Source organism: Nocardia sp. NBC_01730, from assembly GCF_035920445.1.
Classification (GTDB): domain Bacteria; phylum Actinomycetota; class Actinomycetes; order Mycobacteriales; family Mycobacteriaceae; genus Nocardia.
The window spans coordinates 2119177-2137496 of sequence record NZ_CP109162.1 but is presented as its reverse complement, the minus strand read 5'-3'; the positions used below and the strand labels follow the sequence as shown (position 1 = coordinate 2137496).

Here is an 18320-nt window from a genome sequence, read left to right as displayed (position 1 = left end):
GTAGGTGACTGGGTGACACGTATACCTTTGTGCGCGGTATACGAGCCACCCAGCCGGTAGCAGGATCAACCGTAATCAGCAGGGTTCCAGGAACGGGTCGGCCTGTTGGTGAAGATGAACCGCAATGCCTTGATCATGGTGTCACCTCCTTCCTGCGGCTCTGTCGAGCGCGGTCAGGGACTGTGGGGGTGTGGCGCAGGGTGAATGGCCTGGGGATGGCGGCGTTGGTCACGATCGGGCGTATGTCGCCGCCGCCGATGACGCGCAGGTAAGTATTGGCGGTGAGGGTGGTGGCTGCTTCGGTGACCAGCTCGTGGGCGACCGCGGCGCCGGCGCAGGTGAAGGGGCCGAAGCTGAAGGGCACGTAGGGGCGGTGTCCGGTCGGTTGAGCCCAGCGGTCGGGTTGGAACGCCTCGGGGCTGGTCCAGTGTTGTTCGTCGTGATGGAGCAGGTAGGGGCTGACGGATAAAAGGTCGCCGGTCTGGAAGGCGATCCCGCCGAATTCGGTGGGATGGGGGACAGGACGGCTGACCATCCAGGAGACCGGCCGGTGTCGCAATGCCTCACGTACGACCCAGTCGACGGGCCAAGACCATGGTGAGCCGGGAGAGTGGAGACTGCCCAACAGTACCGACCACGCGAGCGAGTAGCCCAGGGGTCCCACGATGGACCGGAACATCAGCACATACAGCTGCGCCACCGTTGGGTCGGTGACCTCGTCGGGACAGACACCGATCACCGCATCGAGCAGATCCCGTGGTTCGGCTTCCGGGGTGTAGCAGGTATCGCTGCGCCGGTCTCGGACCTGCTCGGTCAGCGCGGTCGATAGCTTGGCGCGCAGCAGCTGCGCCCGCGCCCGCTGGTCCATTCGCGCCGGGCGAAGCGCGCCCACGCGTGCGTTTCGCTCCAGTAACTGCCGCAACCTGGGGGAACCATCGGGGTACAGCAGCACGTCCGCGGTGCACCGATACGCCAGCTCGACCCCGGCCGCAGGCCAGCGGGTGACGGAAGGCATTTCGACCACCGCCGCCGCCAGGGACTCGCAGTACTCAGGAATATGCATCCGCAGAATCGCGCGCACAGCGCGGCCGAAATCGACCTGAGCAGGCCGCGAAGGCAGCATAGAACCGAAGAACCCAGACATCCCCTCATTGAAAGCGTGGTCACTCAATACCGTCAGCGCTAGGCCCGTATCGCCGACACACCACCCGCCCCATGGCAGCCTGAACACCTCTACCGGGCTGGCGCGGCGCAGATTCTCGACGAAACCCAGCGGATCACGGCGGAACCGGCGCATCTCTGCAAAACCCATCGAACGGTCCTCTCACGGGGAGGGGTCGACCCGCTTCATCAGGTGCTTTCAAGCCGGGTTTATCCACTGGTCGTGCGTACAAACGCGGATCCAGCAAAGTCTCAGAAATTCCACTATCAAGCCCGCGGTGGTCGACCACGAGTCGATCAGCCCGAGCCCCTGATTAGCTCAGGCGGCCGATGGGATGGCATCGTTACCAATTTGCACCCCCACAACAGGAGTCGCGGTAGTAGACCTCGAGCTCGGCGATCGAGGTGAAGCAAGCGGTACCGCCCGGTTTGCCGACGATTCGCACGCCGTCACCCCATGTGGTCGCGAACGTGAATGTGAATGTCTTGAACGGCCCTGCGGAGGCGTCGTACGGATAGCGCGGTGCGACGGTTGCGTTCGGCGCGTCGACCCACTCGAAGTCTTGCCGTACTTGGACTCGCAGGTTTGCGCCGAACCAGCCGCCGTCGTCGAACATCTTCCCCGTGGTGTACACGACTTTGTTCATCCGGTACGGCTTGGCCCAGGTGAAGCCCCAGAAGTCCAAGTCCTTGTTCTCCTGATCGAAGCTGTCCTCGCTCTTGGTCAGGTCGCCGTCGTGGTAATACTCGCCATGACCGTAATGTGCGCTTTTCTCGATAGGCGTGACGGCTTCGCCGGAGAGGGCGAGGTTGTCACGCGGGTCCGGCTGATTTGCCGGGGTTTGTGCGGTGAACGGCCGTAAGGTCAGCTTCCGCAGGTTGAAGGTGTAAGTCGCGTCGCCACAGGAGTTGCCCACCCACCAGTTCGACTGCACCCACATCGACGTGCCGTCGGCGGAGATGAACTTCGACGGGATGGTCGTGCCGTAGCCACCGTTCTTCGGACCGGGGCAGTGGGCGCCGCGGCCGAACCAGGGGTAGCCGCCGAAGTCCTTGGTCAGGAACAGCCGCCAGGGGCCCCACGGCGCGGGTGCCTCGTAGAACTCGAACGTGTACTCGGTCCATGAGGTGTACAGGTAGCGCTCGAGCTGTCTTATGTAGACGACGCCACCTTGGGAGATCACCGAGAGGTTGTGCGGGTACTGGCCGGAATCGCGAAACGTCTCGTACTGCCGCCTGTCATCGTGGAGCACTGGTTGTTTGGCCGTGACCTCCCTGGTCCACAGCGGTGCACCACTGCCGAGTCCGGCGAAGAACTCCCAGCGGCTCCGGTTCTCGACCGCGTCCTTCGGCGCCCGCGCCAGGTAGAGGTCGACGGGGTCGGGCACCGTATCGATCGAGGAATCGCGCCAGTTGCCGTCCAGACCGTACGCATAGACATAGCGCGCCGCCTCGGTGCCCAACGCGTCTTCGGCATCGCGGGAGTCGCGCCCGAAGTCGAGAAAGAAGATAGTGGTGAAGACATGGTCGGTGAACATCGGTTGCTGGGTCTTTTGCCACGTGCGTCCGTGATCGTCCGACCAAGAGACGCTTGCGTTGGGTGCGTCGTTGAAGGCGACGTCGCTGGGGCCTGTGCGAAGGTCCTGGATGGCCAGGTAGAGGCGTCCGCCGACGCAGACAATCCCGGTCGGCTTCCGGTTGTACTTGTCGGGGTCGCCCCAGATGGTGCCTACCTGGTCGGCGGCAGCCAATCGTTCCCCGGTGATACCCGACTTCGGGTCGCCGGTGATCCGGTTGACAACAATGTCTTGACGTTGCTCCTCGCTGAATCCGCGGCCATCGCCATTCGCCGAGTACAGGGCGTCGTCGTCCGCCCAACAGGTCGGCCAGAGATCGCCGTCGCTGTTGCTGCCGACGGAGACCGCGTTCTCCACGAAGACCGTAGCGAAGAAGGTGCTTGTCACCGCCTCTGCGGCGGTGCTACCGGTGCGGGATGTGTCACCGGTGCGTACCTTGGTGTCGGATGACAGTGACCACGGTGCGGCCGAGGCGGCTCCTGGCATCCAGAGGCCGGCCGCCAAGGCGGCTGCGCTGCCGGAAATGAAGCGCCGACGGTCCACTCCACTCATCGCCGTCCCCTTCGATCACGGCCCAACCGGTCAGCTGGCCGCGGCGAGGGGGAGCCGGAATACCGGAATGCGAAACGGCTGGTGCGATTCGGTCTGATATCAATACGAGACCGAAGAGCAGGCGTAGCTTCGCTTGTCCGCGTGCCCGTGCTCGATCGTGGCCCTGACCGAGTGCTCGAGCGCGATCGCATCTTCGAGGTAGAAGCGGTGCACACGAGCAAGTACACGTTGTCTTGATCTAGACCAGCGACCGACACGGCTGACGCTGTAACTAGAGGCAGGAGCACGAGATTCGAGGATGGGATCGCCTCATGTGATCTTGAAAAGTGCGGTGGCAGGCTGTGACTGTTGCTCACACTAACCAATCTTTGTCCGACTCGAGACGTGCCTTACTCAGGCTCTGTGACAACAGAGTTCGTCGTCGGCGTGCCTGTGTGCGACAGCATCCTCGCGAAAATGTTTGCGCACCAACACAAATCCGCGCATGAGAGATCCGCCGCATGTGCACCTTAACACTGGCTTCGCTGGTCGGCGGCGAGTCAGTCATTGAAGAATTGGACGATTTCGGCGAGTTCTGCGGTGGCGTCGGTGTCGAAGTTGTTGTCGGGCACCTGGATAACGATGGTCCCGGAATCGCCGTGCCGCTGAGCGGGAGACTCGTCCGGCCGGTGGACTGTGTCTGTCCAGCTGTTGCCGGCCATCACGTTGACGGCAGCGGCCGTTAGCGTCGGGTGTGTTCGATGTCTCCGTCGCTGCGGCGTGGTGTTCTTGCCCAGGATGGGAGCCAGGCTGTCTCGGGCAGCGGTGTCAGGTTTCCGAAGTGGTTGATGATTGCCCGGAGTCCTGGGTGTGGATTCGTTCTGGGGAAGATGAGCGAGAGCGGGTATGCGAGCGTCGGATTCACGATCGGGATGCGGCGTAGGTCGTAGTTCGTCGGCCAGATGTACCGGTCACGCGCGCCTACGAGGGTGGCCACGTCTGCGGATTCCGCGAGGATGTCGAGGAGTACCTCGTTGCCGAAGTTCGGGCCTGCGGCGTCGATGCGGAGGTCGAAGTCGGTGGCGAGCTGATCGTAGAACTCTGCCCATTCGCTTCGCGGCGCGATACCCGGCACCCAGATCCGGTGCTTGCGCAGCTGGGGTGGTGTCAGTGTTCGTGCGGAGGCCAGCGGATGCCTCGGGCCGACGAGGAGTTCCAGCGGGGAGTCGAACGCGTGGATCATTTGCACATCGCGCGGCAGCCCGGCCGGGTCGGTGACCGTGCGGAACGAGGCGTCGATATCACCTGCTCGAACGGCGGCGACCGCCACGCGCGGGTCGTCGACCCTGAGGGTCACCACGTCGAGGTCGGTTTCAGGATGCGACCGCCAATAGTCGTGCAGGACGACGGCCTGCGCGGATCGCAGGCCGAGAACGTCGATCCGAAGGGCCCGCGAGCCCGGTCTGATCGCGGTCACGGCGCGATCGACACCCGTGATGATGTTTCGGGCGTGTGGGAGGAAGGCTTGGCCGTCGAGTGTCAGCTCGACCCCTCGGGCGGTGCGGGTGAACAACCGGACGTCGAGTGCGCGCTCGAGGGCTGCGATCCGCTTCGACACGGCCTGTTGTGTCACGCCGAGCTCGTCGGCCGCGTGTTGCAGCTGTCCGAGCTCGGCCGCGCGGACGAACGATCGCACCGCCTCGGTATCCATTGCTCCAGCTTACGCATGCCCAACTGATCGTTGTGGCTCGCCGGGAGTTGGTTGTTTGATCCCGCGACGATGCGGCTGATGTGATTCAGAGAGCCAAACATCGGTTGTCGCGAGGAGTCGCATGCACGTGCAGTTGGGGCGCAGTTTCGGTTGGCTGTGGTCGGCCTACGCCGTCAGTACCTACGGCACGTGGATTGCCTTCGGAGCGCTCCCGCTGATCGCGGTTCGAGTGCTGCATTCGCCGGCATTCGCCGTTTCGCTTCTGGAGGCGGTCGGGCTTGCCGTCGCGGCGATTGTCGCGGTCTCGCTCGGGCCGTGGGTCGAGCACCGGGCCAAGCGTCCGGTGATGATCGCGATGGACCTGACCCGGTTCGTCGCGATGGTGAGTGTTCCGATCGCGTACGTCCTCGGCTTGCTGTCCTACGGCCAACTGCTGGTCGTCTCGGTGATCTCCGGGACCGCGAGCATCGCCTTCACTGCCGCATCTGGCGCGTATCTGAAATATCTCGTCCGTAGCGATCACCTCCTTGTGGCGAACGGGAGATTCGAGGGCACGAGCTGGGTGGCGACCGCGGTGGGCCCGCCCCTCGGTGGCGCACTCATCGGGTTGCTCGGCCCGGTCATCACTGTCATGGCCGACGCCCTCAGCTACCTGCTGTCCGCGCTCGGGGTCCTCCGCATCCGCGGAGGCGACGTCGCAGCACCCCGCGACCGGGCCACCAGGTTGCGCGGAGCCGACTTTCTCGGCGGCTGGCGGTTCATCCTCCGCGACCGCGCACTACGGCGCCTGTTCCTCAACTCGATCCTGGTCGGCGGCCTGATCATGGCGACCGTCCCGCTCCTGTCCGTCCTCCTGCTGGGCCAGTACCACTTCCCGGCCTGGCAATACGGTCTTGCCTTCGGCATCCCGGCGCTCGGCGGCTTCGTGGGTGCCCGCCTCTCCGCCCGCCTCGTGACCCGCTACGGCCGGCACCGGGTCATGATCGTCTCCGGCTGGCTGCGATCGCTGTTCCCACTCGGTCTCGCGTTCATCCGTCCCGGCATCCCCGGATTTCTCACCGTGATCATCGTCGAGGGCCTGCTGATCACCTGCATGGGCATCTTCAATCCGATCTACGCAACAGAACGCCTGCAACGCACTCCCGCGGATCGTGCTGCCCAAGTCCTCAGTACCTGGAGCGGCAGCAGCAAACTGCTACAAGCTGCCCTGATGGTGGTCTGGGGCATCCTCGCCACACTCACCAGCCCGCTCGCCGCGATCACCATGTCTGGCGTTCTCCTGCTCGCCACCCCGCTCTTGCTGCCCAAACGGACACACTTGTCCGACCATGAGCCCGCAGCGTCGGCCGAAGACGTCCGGGCCGCACGACTCATGCCGAGCTCGCATAAAAGATCCACCCGGTCGTAGCGGGCGATGGTTTTGGTCAGCTGCTTCTCGTCGGCGGCCTCGACAAGTTCGTTGACCAGCTTGGTCGCCAACGTGCACTTCACTCGATATCCGGCCATCGCGGTCTCGGTACCCAACGCGATCAGAAGGTGGCTTTTGCCGGTGCCCTCACTGGCGCATGGCGGTAGCACCTCAAACCTGCAGAGCCGCTACCACAGGTCGTCGCTCTGTCGCGAGATCGCTTGAAAGCTCATCTTTTCTCGGTTCTGTCTGTGGTTGTGTCCAAGTGGGATTCACCCGGTTGGACCGACCGCGTCGCCGACTCGGTGTGCTGGTCGATCAGCCGTATCGGTGGGGTGAGCCGGCCGACGGCATGGAGGTGGCGCAGCGCATGGGCGTAGGAGTCGAGGAGGCTGGTCTGGCAATAGGGCAGCCTGAGTTCGGCGCAGAACTCTGCGACCATCGGCTGGGCTCGGCGCAGGTTGGGCCGCGGCATGGATGGGAAGAGGTGATGTTCGATCTGGTAGTTCAGGCCGCCGAGGGCTGCGTCGACGAGTCGGCTGCCGAGGACGTTACGGGACGTGAGCACCTGACGGCGCAGGAAGTCGGTGGAGTCGCCGACCGCCAGTACTGCCATCCCTTTGTGGTTGGGTGCAAAGGTGCAGCCCATGTAGAACCCGAACAGGCCCTGCTGCACAACGATGAAGGCCACCGCTTTGGCCGGGGAGAGGACCAGGAGCACCGCGCCGAGGTAGCCGGCGGCGTGCGCGGCGAGCAGCACCGCCTCCCAGGTGCGGTGTGGGATCGCCCACCGCATCACCGCGCGGACACTTGCGTAATGCAGGCTACCGGCCTCGAGGAACAGCATCGGAAAGAACAGCCAGGCTTGGTAGCGGAAAATAAGCCGACGGATACCCTTTCCGGTCCGTGCTCGATCGCCGGAATGGGCCAGCACCCCCGTGATGTCGGGGTCCGAACCCTCGGTGTTGGGGTGGGCGTGGTGCCGGTTGTGATTGCTGGTCCACCAGCCGATGCTCAATCCGATACCGAGATTGCCGGCGATCACACCGAACAGGTAGTTCGCTCGCCGGGTGCCGAAGATCTGTCTGTGCCCGGCGTCATGGCCGAGGAATGCGATCTGAGCGAACACCACCGCCAGGAACGTGGCGGTGCCCAGCTGCCACCACGAGTCGCCGACAAAGAAAAATGCCGTCCACCCGGCCGCCAATGCCCCTGCGGTGATCGCACTCTTCCGACCGTAGTACCGCAACCGCCGGTCCAGCAGCCCGGCCTGTCGCACTCGACGCAACAGCATCGCATACTCGCTGCCACGCACCGGGACGGCATCAGACGTCACCTGCAGCCAGCTCTCTGCCGTCGACATCGGAGGGAGTTGCACCGCTTTCTGCCGGTCCGGATCGATGCACTCGACCGCATCTGCGACCGCACTCGTCGTGGAAGCAGATTCCTGCGTCACGCGACCGGTAGAACTTTCCGATACCACGGGGCGCCTACCGTCCTGCTGTCACTGTTGTTCGGACTCTCACTGTTGTCCTCCAAACCTTAGCTGACTACAGGGAGTCCCATAAAAAGCCGGCGAATGGCGGGCTCGCCTGTCTCGACTACAGAATGCCGCGACGAGACCACCACCAGGTGAACGGGTGCGCGGATCGGTGACACGTCTGCGTGACGATTCCGCCCTGGCGAGCCGACAGATAGACGGTTCCGACGTTGCTCACGCTCAATTGCCGCCACTGACCCGGTCTGCGTCGCTTCACACGCCGACATCATCATCGAGCCGAACAACCCGCGCGATGTCCGCGATGAACTCCCGCGGCCTGGTTCAGTGACGGTGACGTCAGAATTGGCCGATATCAATATCTTCCGCGTATCGGTGGTGTCAAATTTCACTGATCGACGGTGTATGTAGATGACCGATGTACCCAGTCAGGAGTGCCCGCGTGCCACGTGAAATCGATTTCGCTGTCTTCCCGCACCTGGATGCGGACCTGGACCGCGTCCGTGACGTTCTCGGACCCGTGCAGTTCCGGGGCAGGCCAGAGCTGACCGCACTCACCGACGAAGGGGTGGACACCGCTCGCCGCCTGGTCCGTCCCACCTTGACCTTGCTGTCGTACTACCTGCTTACCGATCCCGCGGCCCCGGCCGACGACCGTACGGTACGCGCCGCTGCTGGGGTGGAGTTGGTGCACCTGGGCTCGCTCTACCACGACGACGTCATCGATCACGCCTACCAGCGTCGAGGCATCCCCAACGCCAACGCGGTGTGGGGATCGCACATGGCCGTATTGGGTGGAGACTCCGTGACGTCCTCGGGCACGCGCATGCTGGCCGAACTCGGCCAGCGCGAAGTTCTCGTGGGGGCGATCGCGAGTGAGCAGATGTGCGAAGGCATGGTGATCGAAGCCGCCGACCTCTACGTGGCCTCCCGCAGCGAGCAGTCCTACCTGGACGCGATCGACGGCAAAACGGCGGCGCTGCTGTCGCTGGCATGCCGAGTTGGCGCGATGCAAGCCGGCCGCCCCGAGGATCAGGAAGAGGCGTTGGCCCTGTTCGGCCGCCACTTCGGGCTTGTCTACCAGCTGTATGACGACATCCTCGATCTGACCTCGACCGCCGACGAAATGGGCAAGCCCGTCAACACGGATCTGCGCGAGGGCATCTACACACTTCCGGTGATCCGCGCGGCTGCCCGCGACCAAAGCCTTGCACGCCTGCTGCGCAGGGCGATGACGGGTGAGCAAGCCACCCGCGCCCGCGAGCTTGTCATCGCCTCGGGCGCCGTGGACGAAGCACAGGCGATGGCCGATGAATTCATGGACCAGGCTGCCGGTCAGCTCGCCGCTGTGCCTGCTGACTCGCGCGCCCGCCACGCGATGATCGCTTACGCCCGGTCCATTCTCGATCGGCGAACTCCTGGTCCCGCGGTCCTCCCACCGGCGACACCGCCACCCGAGGCCCACCGCTACGCGCTCCCGCCGGAGGTCACGCGATGGGTGAGTAGCTGGATGGTGGACACCGGCCTTGTCCTCTCCCCAGCCGAGTTCGACCACCACCATCGATGGGCAGGAGTGCTCCGGTTACAGTCGGCACAGATCTTGGCCCCGGCGGACGCGGCCCGTGAACAGACCACCGCAGGCCTTGCCATGCTGTCCTTGGTGTGGGACGACCTCTTCGAGGATCCGCGGCTGAAGGACCCGGAAGCTGTCACCGCGCTGAGGCGTGGCCTGGTGGCGACGCTGCGCCAGGACCCGGAGACACCGTGGAGACCCGGCGCGATCCCGACGGCGTGGGCGAGTTTGTGGCCGCGCCTGCGCGAGGGCCGGACCACCCGCTGGCAGGAGCGGTTTCTCGGCAGCTTCGAGGAGTGGTTCGAAGCCTGCGAACGCGAAGCGCACCATCGCATCAACGGCTACATCCCCGCCACGGCCGACTACCTGCCGCTGCGGATGTCGACCAGTGGGATGGAAATCGCCATCGCCTGCATGGAGGTGCATCAGGACCGGGAATTGCCGTCGAAGCTGCGCAACCACCCCGTGATCCGCCGTCTCGAGGAGCTCGCCTTCTGGGTGACCTTCGTGGAGAACGACCTGGTGGGGTTGGATCAGGACGAGGCAGACCAAGTCCCCTACAACCTGGTGCGGGCGGTCCGTCACGAGACCGGGTGCACCCGCCGCGAAGCCGTCGAGCAGGTGAAGCGCCAGGTGGCCGAGCATCGCGCCCAGATCGACGAAATGATCCGCTACCTCCCCGTGCTCTTCCGCATGATTCCCGGCTTGTCGGGCCGGGGGAAGGAATACCTGTCGATGTACGAGATGACAAGCGTGGCGCTCCGAGGGCATCAGAGTGATCGGTACACGCAGATCTCTGCTTCCGCAGCGCCGGACTTGGAACGCCTGCGCCGTGAGATCTACTACCCGGCCGACGAACCGGCTACTACCGCGCCGTAAGCCTCGCAGTCGGCAAAGCAGGGTGTGTTCCGCGCGATCCATAGTGGTGGGTCGCGCGGAACACACTTTTAGTCCCGCGTGCTACACGGAAGTAAGCGGCCGTTCTCGAGCCGATGACAGCGCCGCCGTAGCAGGCCACGATGATCAACGCCGCAGATGCTCATCCGGCAGGACCACCGGTACGACACCGTCCCGTCGAGGTAGTCCTTGATGTAGTTGAGGCGATCTCGATATTGGCGTTGGTGGTGAACGGATACACCCGGCCGCAGATACCAGTGCACACGATGACAGCGCTGGCGAGAATGGTTTCGACGCGTCCGGTGGGCAGTTCTATGGCCACGACGCCGCACACCTTGCCGTCGTCGACGAGCAATGTTGTGGCGAACCACTCGTCGTACCTGACGATGTCCTGATACGACAGTGCGGTCTGGAACAGGGTGTGCAGCAAGTGAAAACCGGTCTTGTCGGCTGCGAACCAGGTGCGGTTGTTCGTCATGCCGCCGAACGCCCGTACCGCGATGTGCCCGTCCGGCCTGCGGCTCCATGGGCAGCCCCAACGCTCCAGCTGGAGCAACTCCCGCGGTGCTTCCTCGACGAAGGCCTCGACAGCATCTTGGTCACAGAGCCAATCGCTGCCGGCGACCGTGTCGTATGCGTGTTCTTCGAAGCTGTCGGCGCGGCCGACGACTGCGGCGGCGCCACCCTCGGCGGAGACGGTGTGGCTGCGCATGGGATAGACCGTGGAAACGATCGCGATACTCAATCGCGGGTTGTGCTCCGCGATGGCGATGGCCGCCCGCAGGCCCGCACCGCCCCCACCGACGATCACAACATGGTGAAAAGCGGTCACGGTGGCACCACCCGGGCGCTACGAGGCAGGGCTGTCATTTCGTTCGCGTTTGCTGCCGAGTGAAACGGCCCGCACCACATGCGGTCCGGCCTCGCCGCCGGTGCTCGGCGCGGGCCGCTCGAGGTAACGCGCCACCAGGACCGCCCCTGCGTGGTCCTCGACTTCGTCGAAGCCGAGTGTCCGCAGCTGGTCGGCGAATTCTTCGGCGGTGAAGAAGCTGAGCCAGGGTTCGCCGATCGCGGCGACCCGGTCGACCCTGGCCTGCTGAGCCGGATCGTTTGTGGGCGGGTACAGGTAGTCGATGACCACTCGCGTCGGCGCCGACTGCCCGGCCATGAACCGCAGGATGGCGACCGTCGAGTCCTTTGTCAGGTACATCACCACGCCGAGCCAGACGAACACCACCGGCTGACTGCGATCGAATCCGGCTGTGGCCAGCCCCTCGTCGAGGGTTTGGCTTTCGAAATCGACCGGAGCGAAGGTCAGCGAGTCCGGAATGTCGATCCCAGTGGCGGCTAAGCGTTCGCGCTTCCACGCCTGCGTGTCGGGGTGGTCGACCTCGAAGAGCCGGAGGCCGTCGTAGGGGTTGCGATAGGCGAAGGTATCGAGCCCCGCGCCCAGAATCACAACCTGCTGGACACCTTCTGCGACAGCTGTGGCGAGGGTTTCCTCGGCGAAGCGGCTGCGCGCGGCCAGGAACATCCGACGTCGACGTTGCAGGATCGGGTCCATCCCGGCCTCGTCGAGGATCGCGGTGCAGCGGTCGATCAGTTCGTCCGGACTGGCGCCTGTGATCCGCACAGCCAGTGGATCGACGAAGATACGCGGCTCCGGGGCGATCTGGTGGTACGCGCGGGAAAATGCAGTAGCCAGCGCTGTTCGGCTGGGTTCACCGACCTTCATTCGTACGAACCTACCCCGCTGACGGGACGTACGCGCCTTTGCGGTCACGCGATTCGGATCACCGCAGCGACGAACAGCATCTCCTCGTTCGTCGTTCCGTAGGCGACCCGCGACAGTCACCCCACCCCGAAGAAGTCGACGTTCATCTGTCGGTCCAATTTCGCTTTGTCCGTGTAGATTTCGCTGCCGGCCTACGCGCGTCGCACCTCAGCAGCACGTTCGGTGGAGCGTCCACCCGTGTCTGGGTTCCAAGCCCGCCAGCAGCCCCGCCACACACTTGCGCGCCCGGACCCGCGGCTCCGACGCTGCCATCGGTAGCAGCGCCGCGCCGGACGGGAAGGCGCGGTAGCCGAGGACTTGCTACAGGTACAGGTTCAGGAAGGAGCACATCGGTGCCCACACAACAGCTGAGCGATATTGGTGGCGGCCGGATTCGGCGCACGGAAGATACCGCACCCAGCAGATTGCCACATCGCCATCGCCGTGCGCGAAGTGGTGCGGTTCGTTCCGACCTGGTTGGGAAGGCAGGGGAGCAAGGGCTTAGCCTGTGGGTTGTGGGCAGCTCTTGTAACGCATTACGCGGCGGGCGATACCACTGTCGGCGAGCGCACCCCAGCGACCTCATGACAAGCTTCTCCAGACAAATTCGCCAGCGGGGCGCGTGGGATGTGTCGCGTCGGCCGACCGGGCTAGTGCATTACATAGGAAGGGCTGTCGAGTGTTCAGACGTATCGTGATCGTCAACCGAGGTGAGGCCGCGATGCGGCTAATTCACGCTGTCCGGGGCCTAGCCGCGGAGACCGCGACATCGATCGAAACCGTCGCCCTGCACACCGACGTCGACTGCAATGCCACGTTTGTGCGAGAGGCGGACATCGCCTACGACCTCGGCCCCGCGTCCGAGCGCCCGTACCTGGACCTGAAGGCGCTTGAGCTCGCGCTGGTGGAGACCGGGGCCGACGCCGCGTGGGTCGGCTGGGGCTTCGTGGCGGAGGACCCGGCATTCGCGGAGCTGTGCGAGAGGGTCGGAGTCACCTTTGTCGGACCGAGCGCGGAGGCTATGCGCAAGCTCGGCGACAAGATCGGTGCGAAGCTGATCGCCGAGAAGGTCGGTGTGCCGGTCGCGCCGTGGAGCCGCGGTGCGGTCGCGACCTTGGAGGACGCGATGGCCTCGGCGGCCGAGATCGGATACCCGCTGATGTTGAAGGCGACCGCGGGTGGCGGCGGACGCGGCATCCGCGTGATCACGAACGAGGCCGAGCTCGTCGACGCCTACGAACGCACCAGCCAGGAGGCCGCGCGGGCGTTCGGCAGCGGCGTCGTGTTCCTGGAGCGCCTGGTTACCGGTGCCCGGCACGTCGAGGTCCAGGTGATCGCTGACGGCGAGGGCACCGCGTGGGCGCTCGGCGTCCGCGACTGTTCGGTGCAGCGGCGTAACCAGAAGGTCATCGAGGAGTCGGCATCGCCGGTGCTCAGCCCGGTGCAGACGGCCGAGCTCAAGGCGTCGGCCGAACGGCTGGCCGTCGCGGTCGGCTACCGCGGTGCGGCGACCGTCGAGTTCCTCTACCACCCTGTCGACAAGCAGTTCGCGTTCCTCGAGGTCAATACCCGCCTGCAGGTCGAGCATCCGATCACCGAGTCCACCACCGGGTTCGATCTGGTCAGGGCGCAGCTGTGGGTGGCATCCGGTGGCAGACTCGAAGGTGAGCCGCCGGCGGAGCGCGGGCACGCCATCGAAGCCCGGCTGAACGCCGAAGACCCCGACCGCGACTTCGCGCCCTCCCCGGGCCGCATCGTGCGCTTGGACCTGCCCACCGGGCCGGGCATCCGCGTGGACACCGGCGTCAGCGAGGGCGACACCATCCCCGCCGACTTCGACTCGATGATCGCGAAGATCATCGCCTACGGCCGCGACCGCGACGAAGCCCTCGGCAGGCTCCGTAGGGCGATGGCGCAGACCACGGTGATCATCGAGGGTGGCGCGACGAACAAGAGCTTCGTGCTCGATCTACTCGATCAGCCGGAGGTGATCGACGCCAGTGCCGACACCGGCTGGATCGACCGCGCCCGCGGCGAGGGCAGGCTGGTCTCGCATCAGCACTCCGCCGTTGCGCTGGCGGCAGCCGCCATCGAGGCGTATGAGGAGGAAGAACGCGTCGAGCGGCAGCGGCTGCTGTCGACGGCGTTCGGTGGCCGCCCGCAGGTGCAGCACGAGAGCGGACGGCCGCTCGATCTGAAGCTGCGTGGCGTTGGTTACCGCGTGCGCGTCGCGCGGGTCGGCGCGCATCGGTTCCGCGTCGGCGTCGAATCGGGTGGCGACGTCCGTGCCGCCGACGTCGAGCTCGAGCGCTTCGACCGGCACACCGGGCGGATCGTCGTCAACGGCACCCGATACCGCCTGCTCACCGGCACGCACGGGCCGATCCACCTGGTCGAGGTGGATGGCGTGACGCACCGGGTCAGCCGAGACGAGGGCGGCGTCGTCCGCTCGCCGGCGCCCGCGCTGGTGGTCGCCACGCCGCTCGAGGTCGGCGCCGAGGTCGAGGCGGGCGCCCCGGTGCTTGTGCTGGAGAGCATGAAGATGGAGACGGTGCTGCGAGCGCCGTTCAAGGCTCGGCTGAAGGAATGTGCCGTGTCTGTGGGCAGCCAGGTGGAGACCGGTGCACCGCTACTGCGGCTGGAGCCGCTCGTCGACGACGACACCGAAGCCGAGGACACTTCAGCCGTCGGGTCCGTCGAGCTGGACCTGCCCGCCGCGTCCGGGAAGATCACGGTGCGGGAGCGCACCTCGCGCGGCCAGGAGGACCTGCGCAGCCTGCTGCTGGGCTTCGACGTCGACCCGCACGACGAACGCCGGGTGCTCGACGACTACCTCGTCGCGCGCCGCGCGGCCACGGATGAGGGCCGCCGGCCGCTGGCCGAGGAGCTCGAACTCCTCGACGTGTTCGCCGACCTCGCCGAGCTGAGCCGCAACCGGCCTGCGGGCGAGGACGTCAGCGGCCACGTGCACAGCGCCCGCGAGTACTTCCACACCTACTTGCAGAGCCTCGACGTCGAGCGGGCCAGGCTGCCGGAGTCGTTCCGGGCCAAGCTCGCCAAGGCGCTCGGGCACTACGGTGTCACCGAGCTGGACCGTTCCCCCGAGCTCGAAGCCGGAGTGTTCCGGATCTTCCTTGCTCAGCAACGCGGGTTCGCCACCGCCACGGTGGTCGCGACATTGCTGCGCGCGTGGCTGCGGGAACCGATGCCCGACGAGACGCTGCGTGAGCCCGCCGGTCTCGCGCTGGAGCGGCTGGTGGCCGCAACGCAGGTCCGCTACCCTGTGGTCTCCGACCTCGCGCGCGGCGTGGTGTTCGCCTGGTTCGGCCAGCCGTTGCTGCGCCGCAACCGCGCCCGCGTCTATGCCGATGTCCGTAAGCATCTGCGCCACCTGGATGCGTACCCGGACACGCCGGACCGCGCCGAGCGAATCGCCGAGATGGTGCGCAGCACCGAGCCGTTGGTGCGGCTTCTCGGTCAGCGGCTGATCCGCCACCACCTGGACAGCGCGGTCATGCTGGAAGTGCTGACCCGGCGGTACTACGGCAACAAGGGGCTCACCGGCGTCTGTACCGCAGAGGTCGCTGGCTGCACGTTTGTGGTCGCCGAGCGTGTGGGCTCGCGCGTGGTCTCCTGCGCGGTGACCTTCGAAGCGCTGGGCAGCGCGCTGCGCGGGCTCGCGGAGCTTGCGGGCGGCGGTAACCCCATCGACGCCGACATCTATCTCGCCTGGGAGAAGCAGCCGGAGGACTCCGACGCGCTGGCGGCTGCGCTGCACGAGGTCGTCAGAACGCATCCGCTGCCGAACCAGGTGCGCAGACTCACCGCCACCGTCGCGGGCCGCGGCGCCGCGGTGATGCACCACCACGTCACCTTCCGCCCGTCGACGACGGGGATGACCGAGGAACGACTGATCCGCGGCCTGCACCCGTACATCGCGCAGCGGATGCAGCTTGATCGGCTGAGCAAGTTCGACCTCACCCGGCTGCCGTCGCTGGACGAGGAGGTCTACCTCTTCCAGTGCGTGGCGCGGGAGAACTCGTCGGACGACCGCCTTGTTGCGTTCGCACAGGTGCGCGACTTGACCGGGCTGCGCGAGCACACGGGCAGGCTGATCGCGCTGCCGACGGCCGAGAACACCATCGCTACCTGCATCGACTCGATCCGCCGCGCGCAGTCGCGGCGGCCATCGAAAAAGCGCTTCAACACCAACCGGATCGTGGTCTACATCTGGCCGCCGAGCGACCTCACCCGCGCGGAGCTGGAGATGATCACCGGGCGCGTGCTGCCGACGGCCGCAGGCGCAGGGCTGGAGGAGATCCTGTTCATCGCGCGCCAGCGCGACCGGAAGACCGGCGAGCTGACCAAGCTCACCGTGCGCATCTCCTTCGACGCGACCGGCGGCACCGAGCTGACGGTCGGAGAACCGTCGGCCGAGCCGGTCGAGCCGGTTGACGACTACCGACAGAAGGTGCTGCGCGCGAGCAGCCGCAACACCGTGTACCCGTATGAGTTGACCGGCTTGCTCGGCGACTTCGTTGAGCACGACCTCGACGACCACGCGCTGGTGCCGGTTGACCGGCCGAAGGGCCGCAACACCGCGGCGCTCGTCGCCGGCGTGGTCACCACGCCCACCCTGCGGCACCCGCAGGGCGTCACCAGGGTCGTGTTGCTCGGCGACCCGACGAAGTCGCTCGGCGCACTGTCGGAACCGGAGTGCCGCCGTGTGATCGCGGCACTGGACCTGGCCGAGCGGATGCAGGTGCCGCTGGAGTGGTACGCGCTGTCCTCTGGCGCCCGGATCTCTATGGAGTCGGGCACGGAGAACATGGACTGGGTGGCCGCGGCGCTCAAGCGGATCGTCGAGTTCACCCAGGACGGCGGCGAGATCAATATCGTGGTCGCGGGCATCAACGTCGGCGCGCAGCCTTACTGGAACGCTGAGGCGACGATGCTCATGCACACCAAGGGCATCCTGGTGATGACGCCAGACTCGGCAATGGTGCTCACCGGCAAGGAAGCGCTCGACTTCTCTGGTGGCGTGTCGGCCGAGGACAACCTCGGCATCGGCGGCTACGACCGGGTGATGGGACCGAACGGGCAGGCGCAGTACTGGGCGCCGAACCTGGCCGCCGCGCGGGATGTGCTGATGTCGCACTACGACCACACGTACATCGCACCAGGCGAGGAGGCGCCGCGGCGGGCGAAGACGACCGACCCCGTCGACCGCGACGTCTCCGACTTCCCACATGCCGTGGTGGACAGCGACTTCACCACCGTTGGCGAGATCTTCTCCGCTCAGGCGAACCCGGACCGTAAGAAGCCGTTCGACATCCGGACTGTGATGCGGGCGCTCTCCGACCAGGACCACCCGGTGCTGGAACGCTGGGCGGGCATGGCCGACGCGGAGACCGCAGTGGTGCAGGACGTGCATCTCGGTGGCATGCCGGTGTGCCTGCTCGGCATCGAGTCACAGTCGGTGCCGCGGCGCGGTTTTCCGCCCACCGACGGCCCGGACACCTACACCGCGGGCACGCTGTTCCCGCGGTCATCTCAGAAGGCCGCGCGGGCGATCAACGCGGCCAGCGGGAACCGGCCGCTGGTGGTGTTGGCAAACCTGTCCGGCTTCGACGGCTCCCCGGAGTCGATGCGGAAATTGCAGCTGGAGTACGGCGCCGAGATCGGCCGCGCGATCGTGAACTTCCGCGGGCCGATTGTGTTCTGCGTGATCTCGCGGTACCACGGCGGCGCGTTCGTGGTGTTTTCGAAGGCGCTGAACCCGAACATGACCGTGCTTGCGCTGGAAGGCTCGTTCGCCTCGGTGCTCGGCGGCGCCCCTGCCGCCGCGGTGGTGTTCTCCGGCGACGTCAACGCCCGCACCGCGGCCGACCCGCGCGTGCGGGACCTGGAGGCCCGCGCCGCGGCCGCCTCCGGGGCCAACCGCGGTGCGTTGACCGCGGAGCTCGACGAGCTCCGCTCGTCGGTCCGCGCGGAGAAGCTCGGCGAGGTGGCCGCGGAGTTCGACCGCGTGCACAGCATCCAGCGCGCCATCGAGGTCGGCTCCGTCGACGCGGTCATCCGTGTCGCCGAACTCCGCCCCCGCATCGTTGAGGCCATCGAGTCCCCTCTGCGTTAGCCCTGGGATCATCCGACGCCCGAGCCGCCCGCCCACGGACTTCCCGAAGTCCCT

At 66.1% G+C, this 18320-nt stretch carries 9 protein-coding genes and 2 pseudogenes; 3 read left to right on the top strand and 8 right to left on the bottom strand.

What is annotated here, in order from left to right; translation table 11 throughout:
• Window positions 1-133 precede the first annotated feature (133 nt).
• The 4 genes from OHB12_RS08330 to OHB12_RS08315 all read right to left on the bottom strand — a co-directional run bounded on the left by OHB12_RS08330 (window position 134) and on the right by OHB12_RS08315 (window position 4980).
• Complete coding sequence (locus tag OHB12_RS08330; RefSeq protein WP_327117721.1) at window positions 134-1312, bottom strand: cytochrome P450; 1179 nt, start codon at window positions 1310-1312, stop codon at window positions 134-136.
• A 193-nt stretch (window positions 1313-1505) separates the two neighbouring features.
• Entirely contained in the window at window positions 1506-3290 is a 1785-nt protein-coding gene (locus OHB12_RS08325; RefSeq protein ID WP_327117719.1) for a DUF4185 domain-containing protein, read from the bottom strand.
• A 539-nt stretch (window positions 3291-3829) separates the two neighbouring features.
• Complete coding sequence (locus OHB12_RS08320) at window positions 3830-3991, bottom strand: hypothetical protein (RefSeq protein ID WP_327117717.1); 162 nt, start codon at window positions 3989-3991, stop codon at window positions 3830-3832.
• Between the two features lie 20 nt (window positions 3992-4011).
• On the bottom strand, window positions 4012-4980 hold the full coding sequence (locus OHB12_RS08315; protein WP_327117715.1) for a LysR family transcriptional regulator: 969 nt from the start codon (window positions 4978-4980) through the stop codon (window positions 4012-4014).
• 121 nt (window positions 4981-5101) lie between these two features.
• On the opposite strand from OHB12_RS08315, the gene OHB12_RS08310 reads away from it, so the two are divergent.
• Complete coding sequence (locus OHB12_RS08310; protein ID WP_327117713.1) at window positions 5102-6388, top strand: MFS transporter; 1287 nt, start codon at window positions 5102-5104, stop codon at window positions 6386-6388.
• Here OHB12_RS08310 and OHB12_RS08305 read toward each other — a convergent pair.
• Window positions 6355-6534, bottom strand: a pseudogene (locus OHB12_RS08305) (ATP-binding protein); the annotation flags it as partial. The gene OHB12_RS08310 and the pseudogene OHB12_RS08305 overlap by 34 nt on opposite strands.
• A gap of 83 nt (window positions 6535-6617) precedes the next feature.
• The gene (locus tag OHB12_RS08300; protein ID WP_442799991.1) at window positions 6618-7724 is read right to left on the bottom strand and encodes a fatty acid desaturase family protein; all 1107 of its coding nucleotides are present in this window, start codon (window positions 7722-7724) and stop codon (window positions 6618-6620) included.
• A gap of 604 nt (window positions 7725-8328) precedes the next feature.
• Here OHB12_RS08300 and OHB12_RS08295 point away from each other — a divergent pair.
• Window positions 8329-10338 carry a polyprenyl synthetase family protein gene (locus OHB12_RS08295; protein ID WP_327117709.1) on the top strand — a complete coding sequence of 670 codons (2010 nt, stop codon included), beginning with the start codon at window positions 8329-8331 and terminating at the stop codon, window positions 10336-10338.
• Between the two features lie 226 nt (window positions 10339-10564).
• Here the strand turns inward: OHB12_RS08295 and OHB12_RS08285 are convergent.
• Both OHB12_RS08285 and OHB12_RS08280 read right to left on the bottom strand, forming a co-directional pair.
• A pseudogene (locus OHB12_RS08285) lies at window positions 10565-11188 on the bottom strand (FAD-binding protein); the annotation flags it as partial.
• A gap of 18 nt (window positions 11189-11206) precedes the next feature.
• Window positions 11207-12091 (bottom strand): class I SAM-dependent methyltransferase, encoded by an 885-nt coding sequence (locus OHB12_RS08280; protein ID WP_327117707.1) that lies wholly within the window; start codon window positions 12089-12091, stop codon window positions 11207-11209.
• A gap of 718 nt (window positions 12092-12809) precedes the next feature.
• Here OHB12_RS08280 and OHB12_RS08275 point away from each other — a divergent pair.
• Window positions 12810-18266 (top strand): ATP-binding protein, encoded by a 5457-nt coding sequence (locus tag OHB12_RS08275; RefSeq protein ID WP_327117705.1) that lies wholly within the window; start codon window positions 12810-12812, stop codon window positions 18264-18266.
• Window positions 18267-18320: the final 54 nt, after the last annotated feature.

Coding starts and splice junctions, on each gene's coding strand:
- OHB12_RS08280 (WP_327117707.1), bottom strand. CDS start 12,091: ATGAAGGTCGGTGAACCCAGCCGAACAGCGCTGGCTACTGCATTTTCC.
- OHB12_RS08325 (WP_327117719.1), bottom strand. CDS start 3,290: ATGAGTGGAGTGGACCGTCGGCGCTTCATTTCCGGCAGCGCAGCCGCC.
- OHB12_RS08315 (WP_327117715.1), bottom strand. CDS start 4,980: ATGGATACCGAGGCGGTGCGATCGTTCGTCCGCGCGGCCGAGCTCGGA.
- OHB12_RS08310 (WP_327117713.1), top strand. CDS start 5,102: ATGCACGTGCAGTTGGGGCGCAGTTTCGGTTGGCTGTGGTCGGCCTAC.
- OHB12_RS08320 (WP_327117717.1), bottom strand. CDS start 3,991: ATGGCCGGCAACAGCTGGACAGACACAGTCCACCGGCCGGACGAGTCT.
- OHB12_RS08330 (WP_327117721.1), bottom strand. CDS start 1,312: ATGGGTTTTGCAGAGATGCGCCGGTTCCGCCGTGATCCGCTGGGTTTC.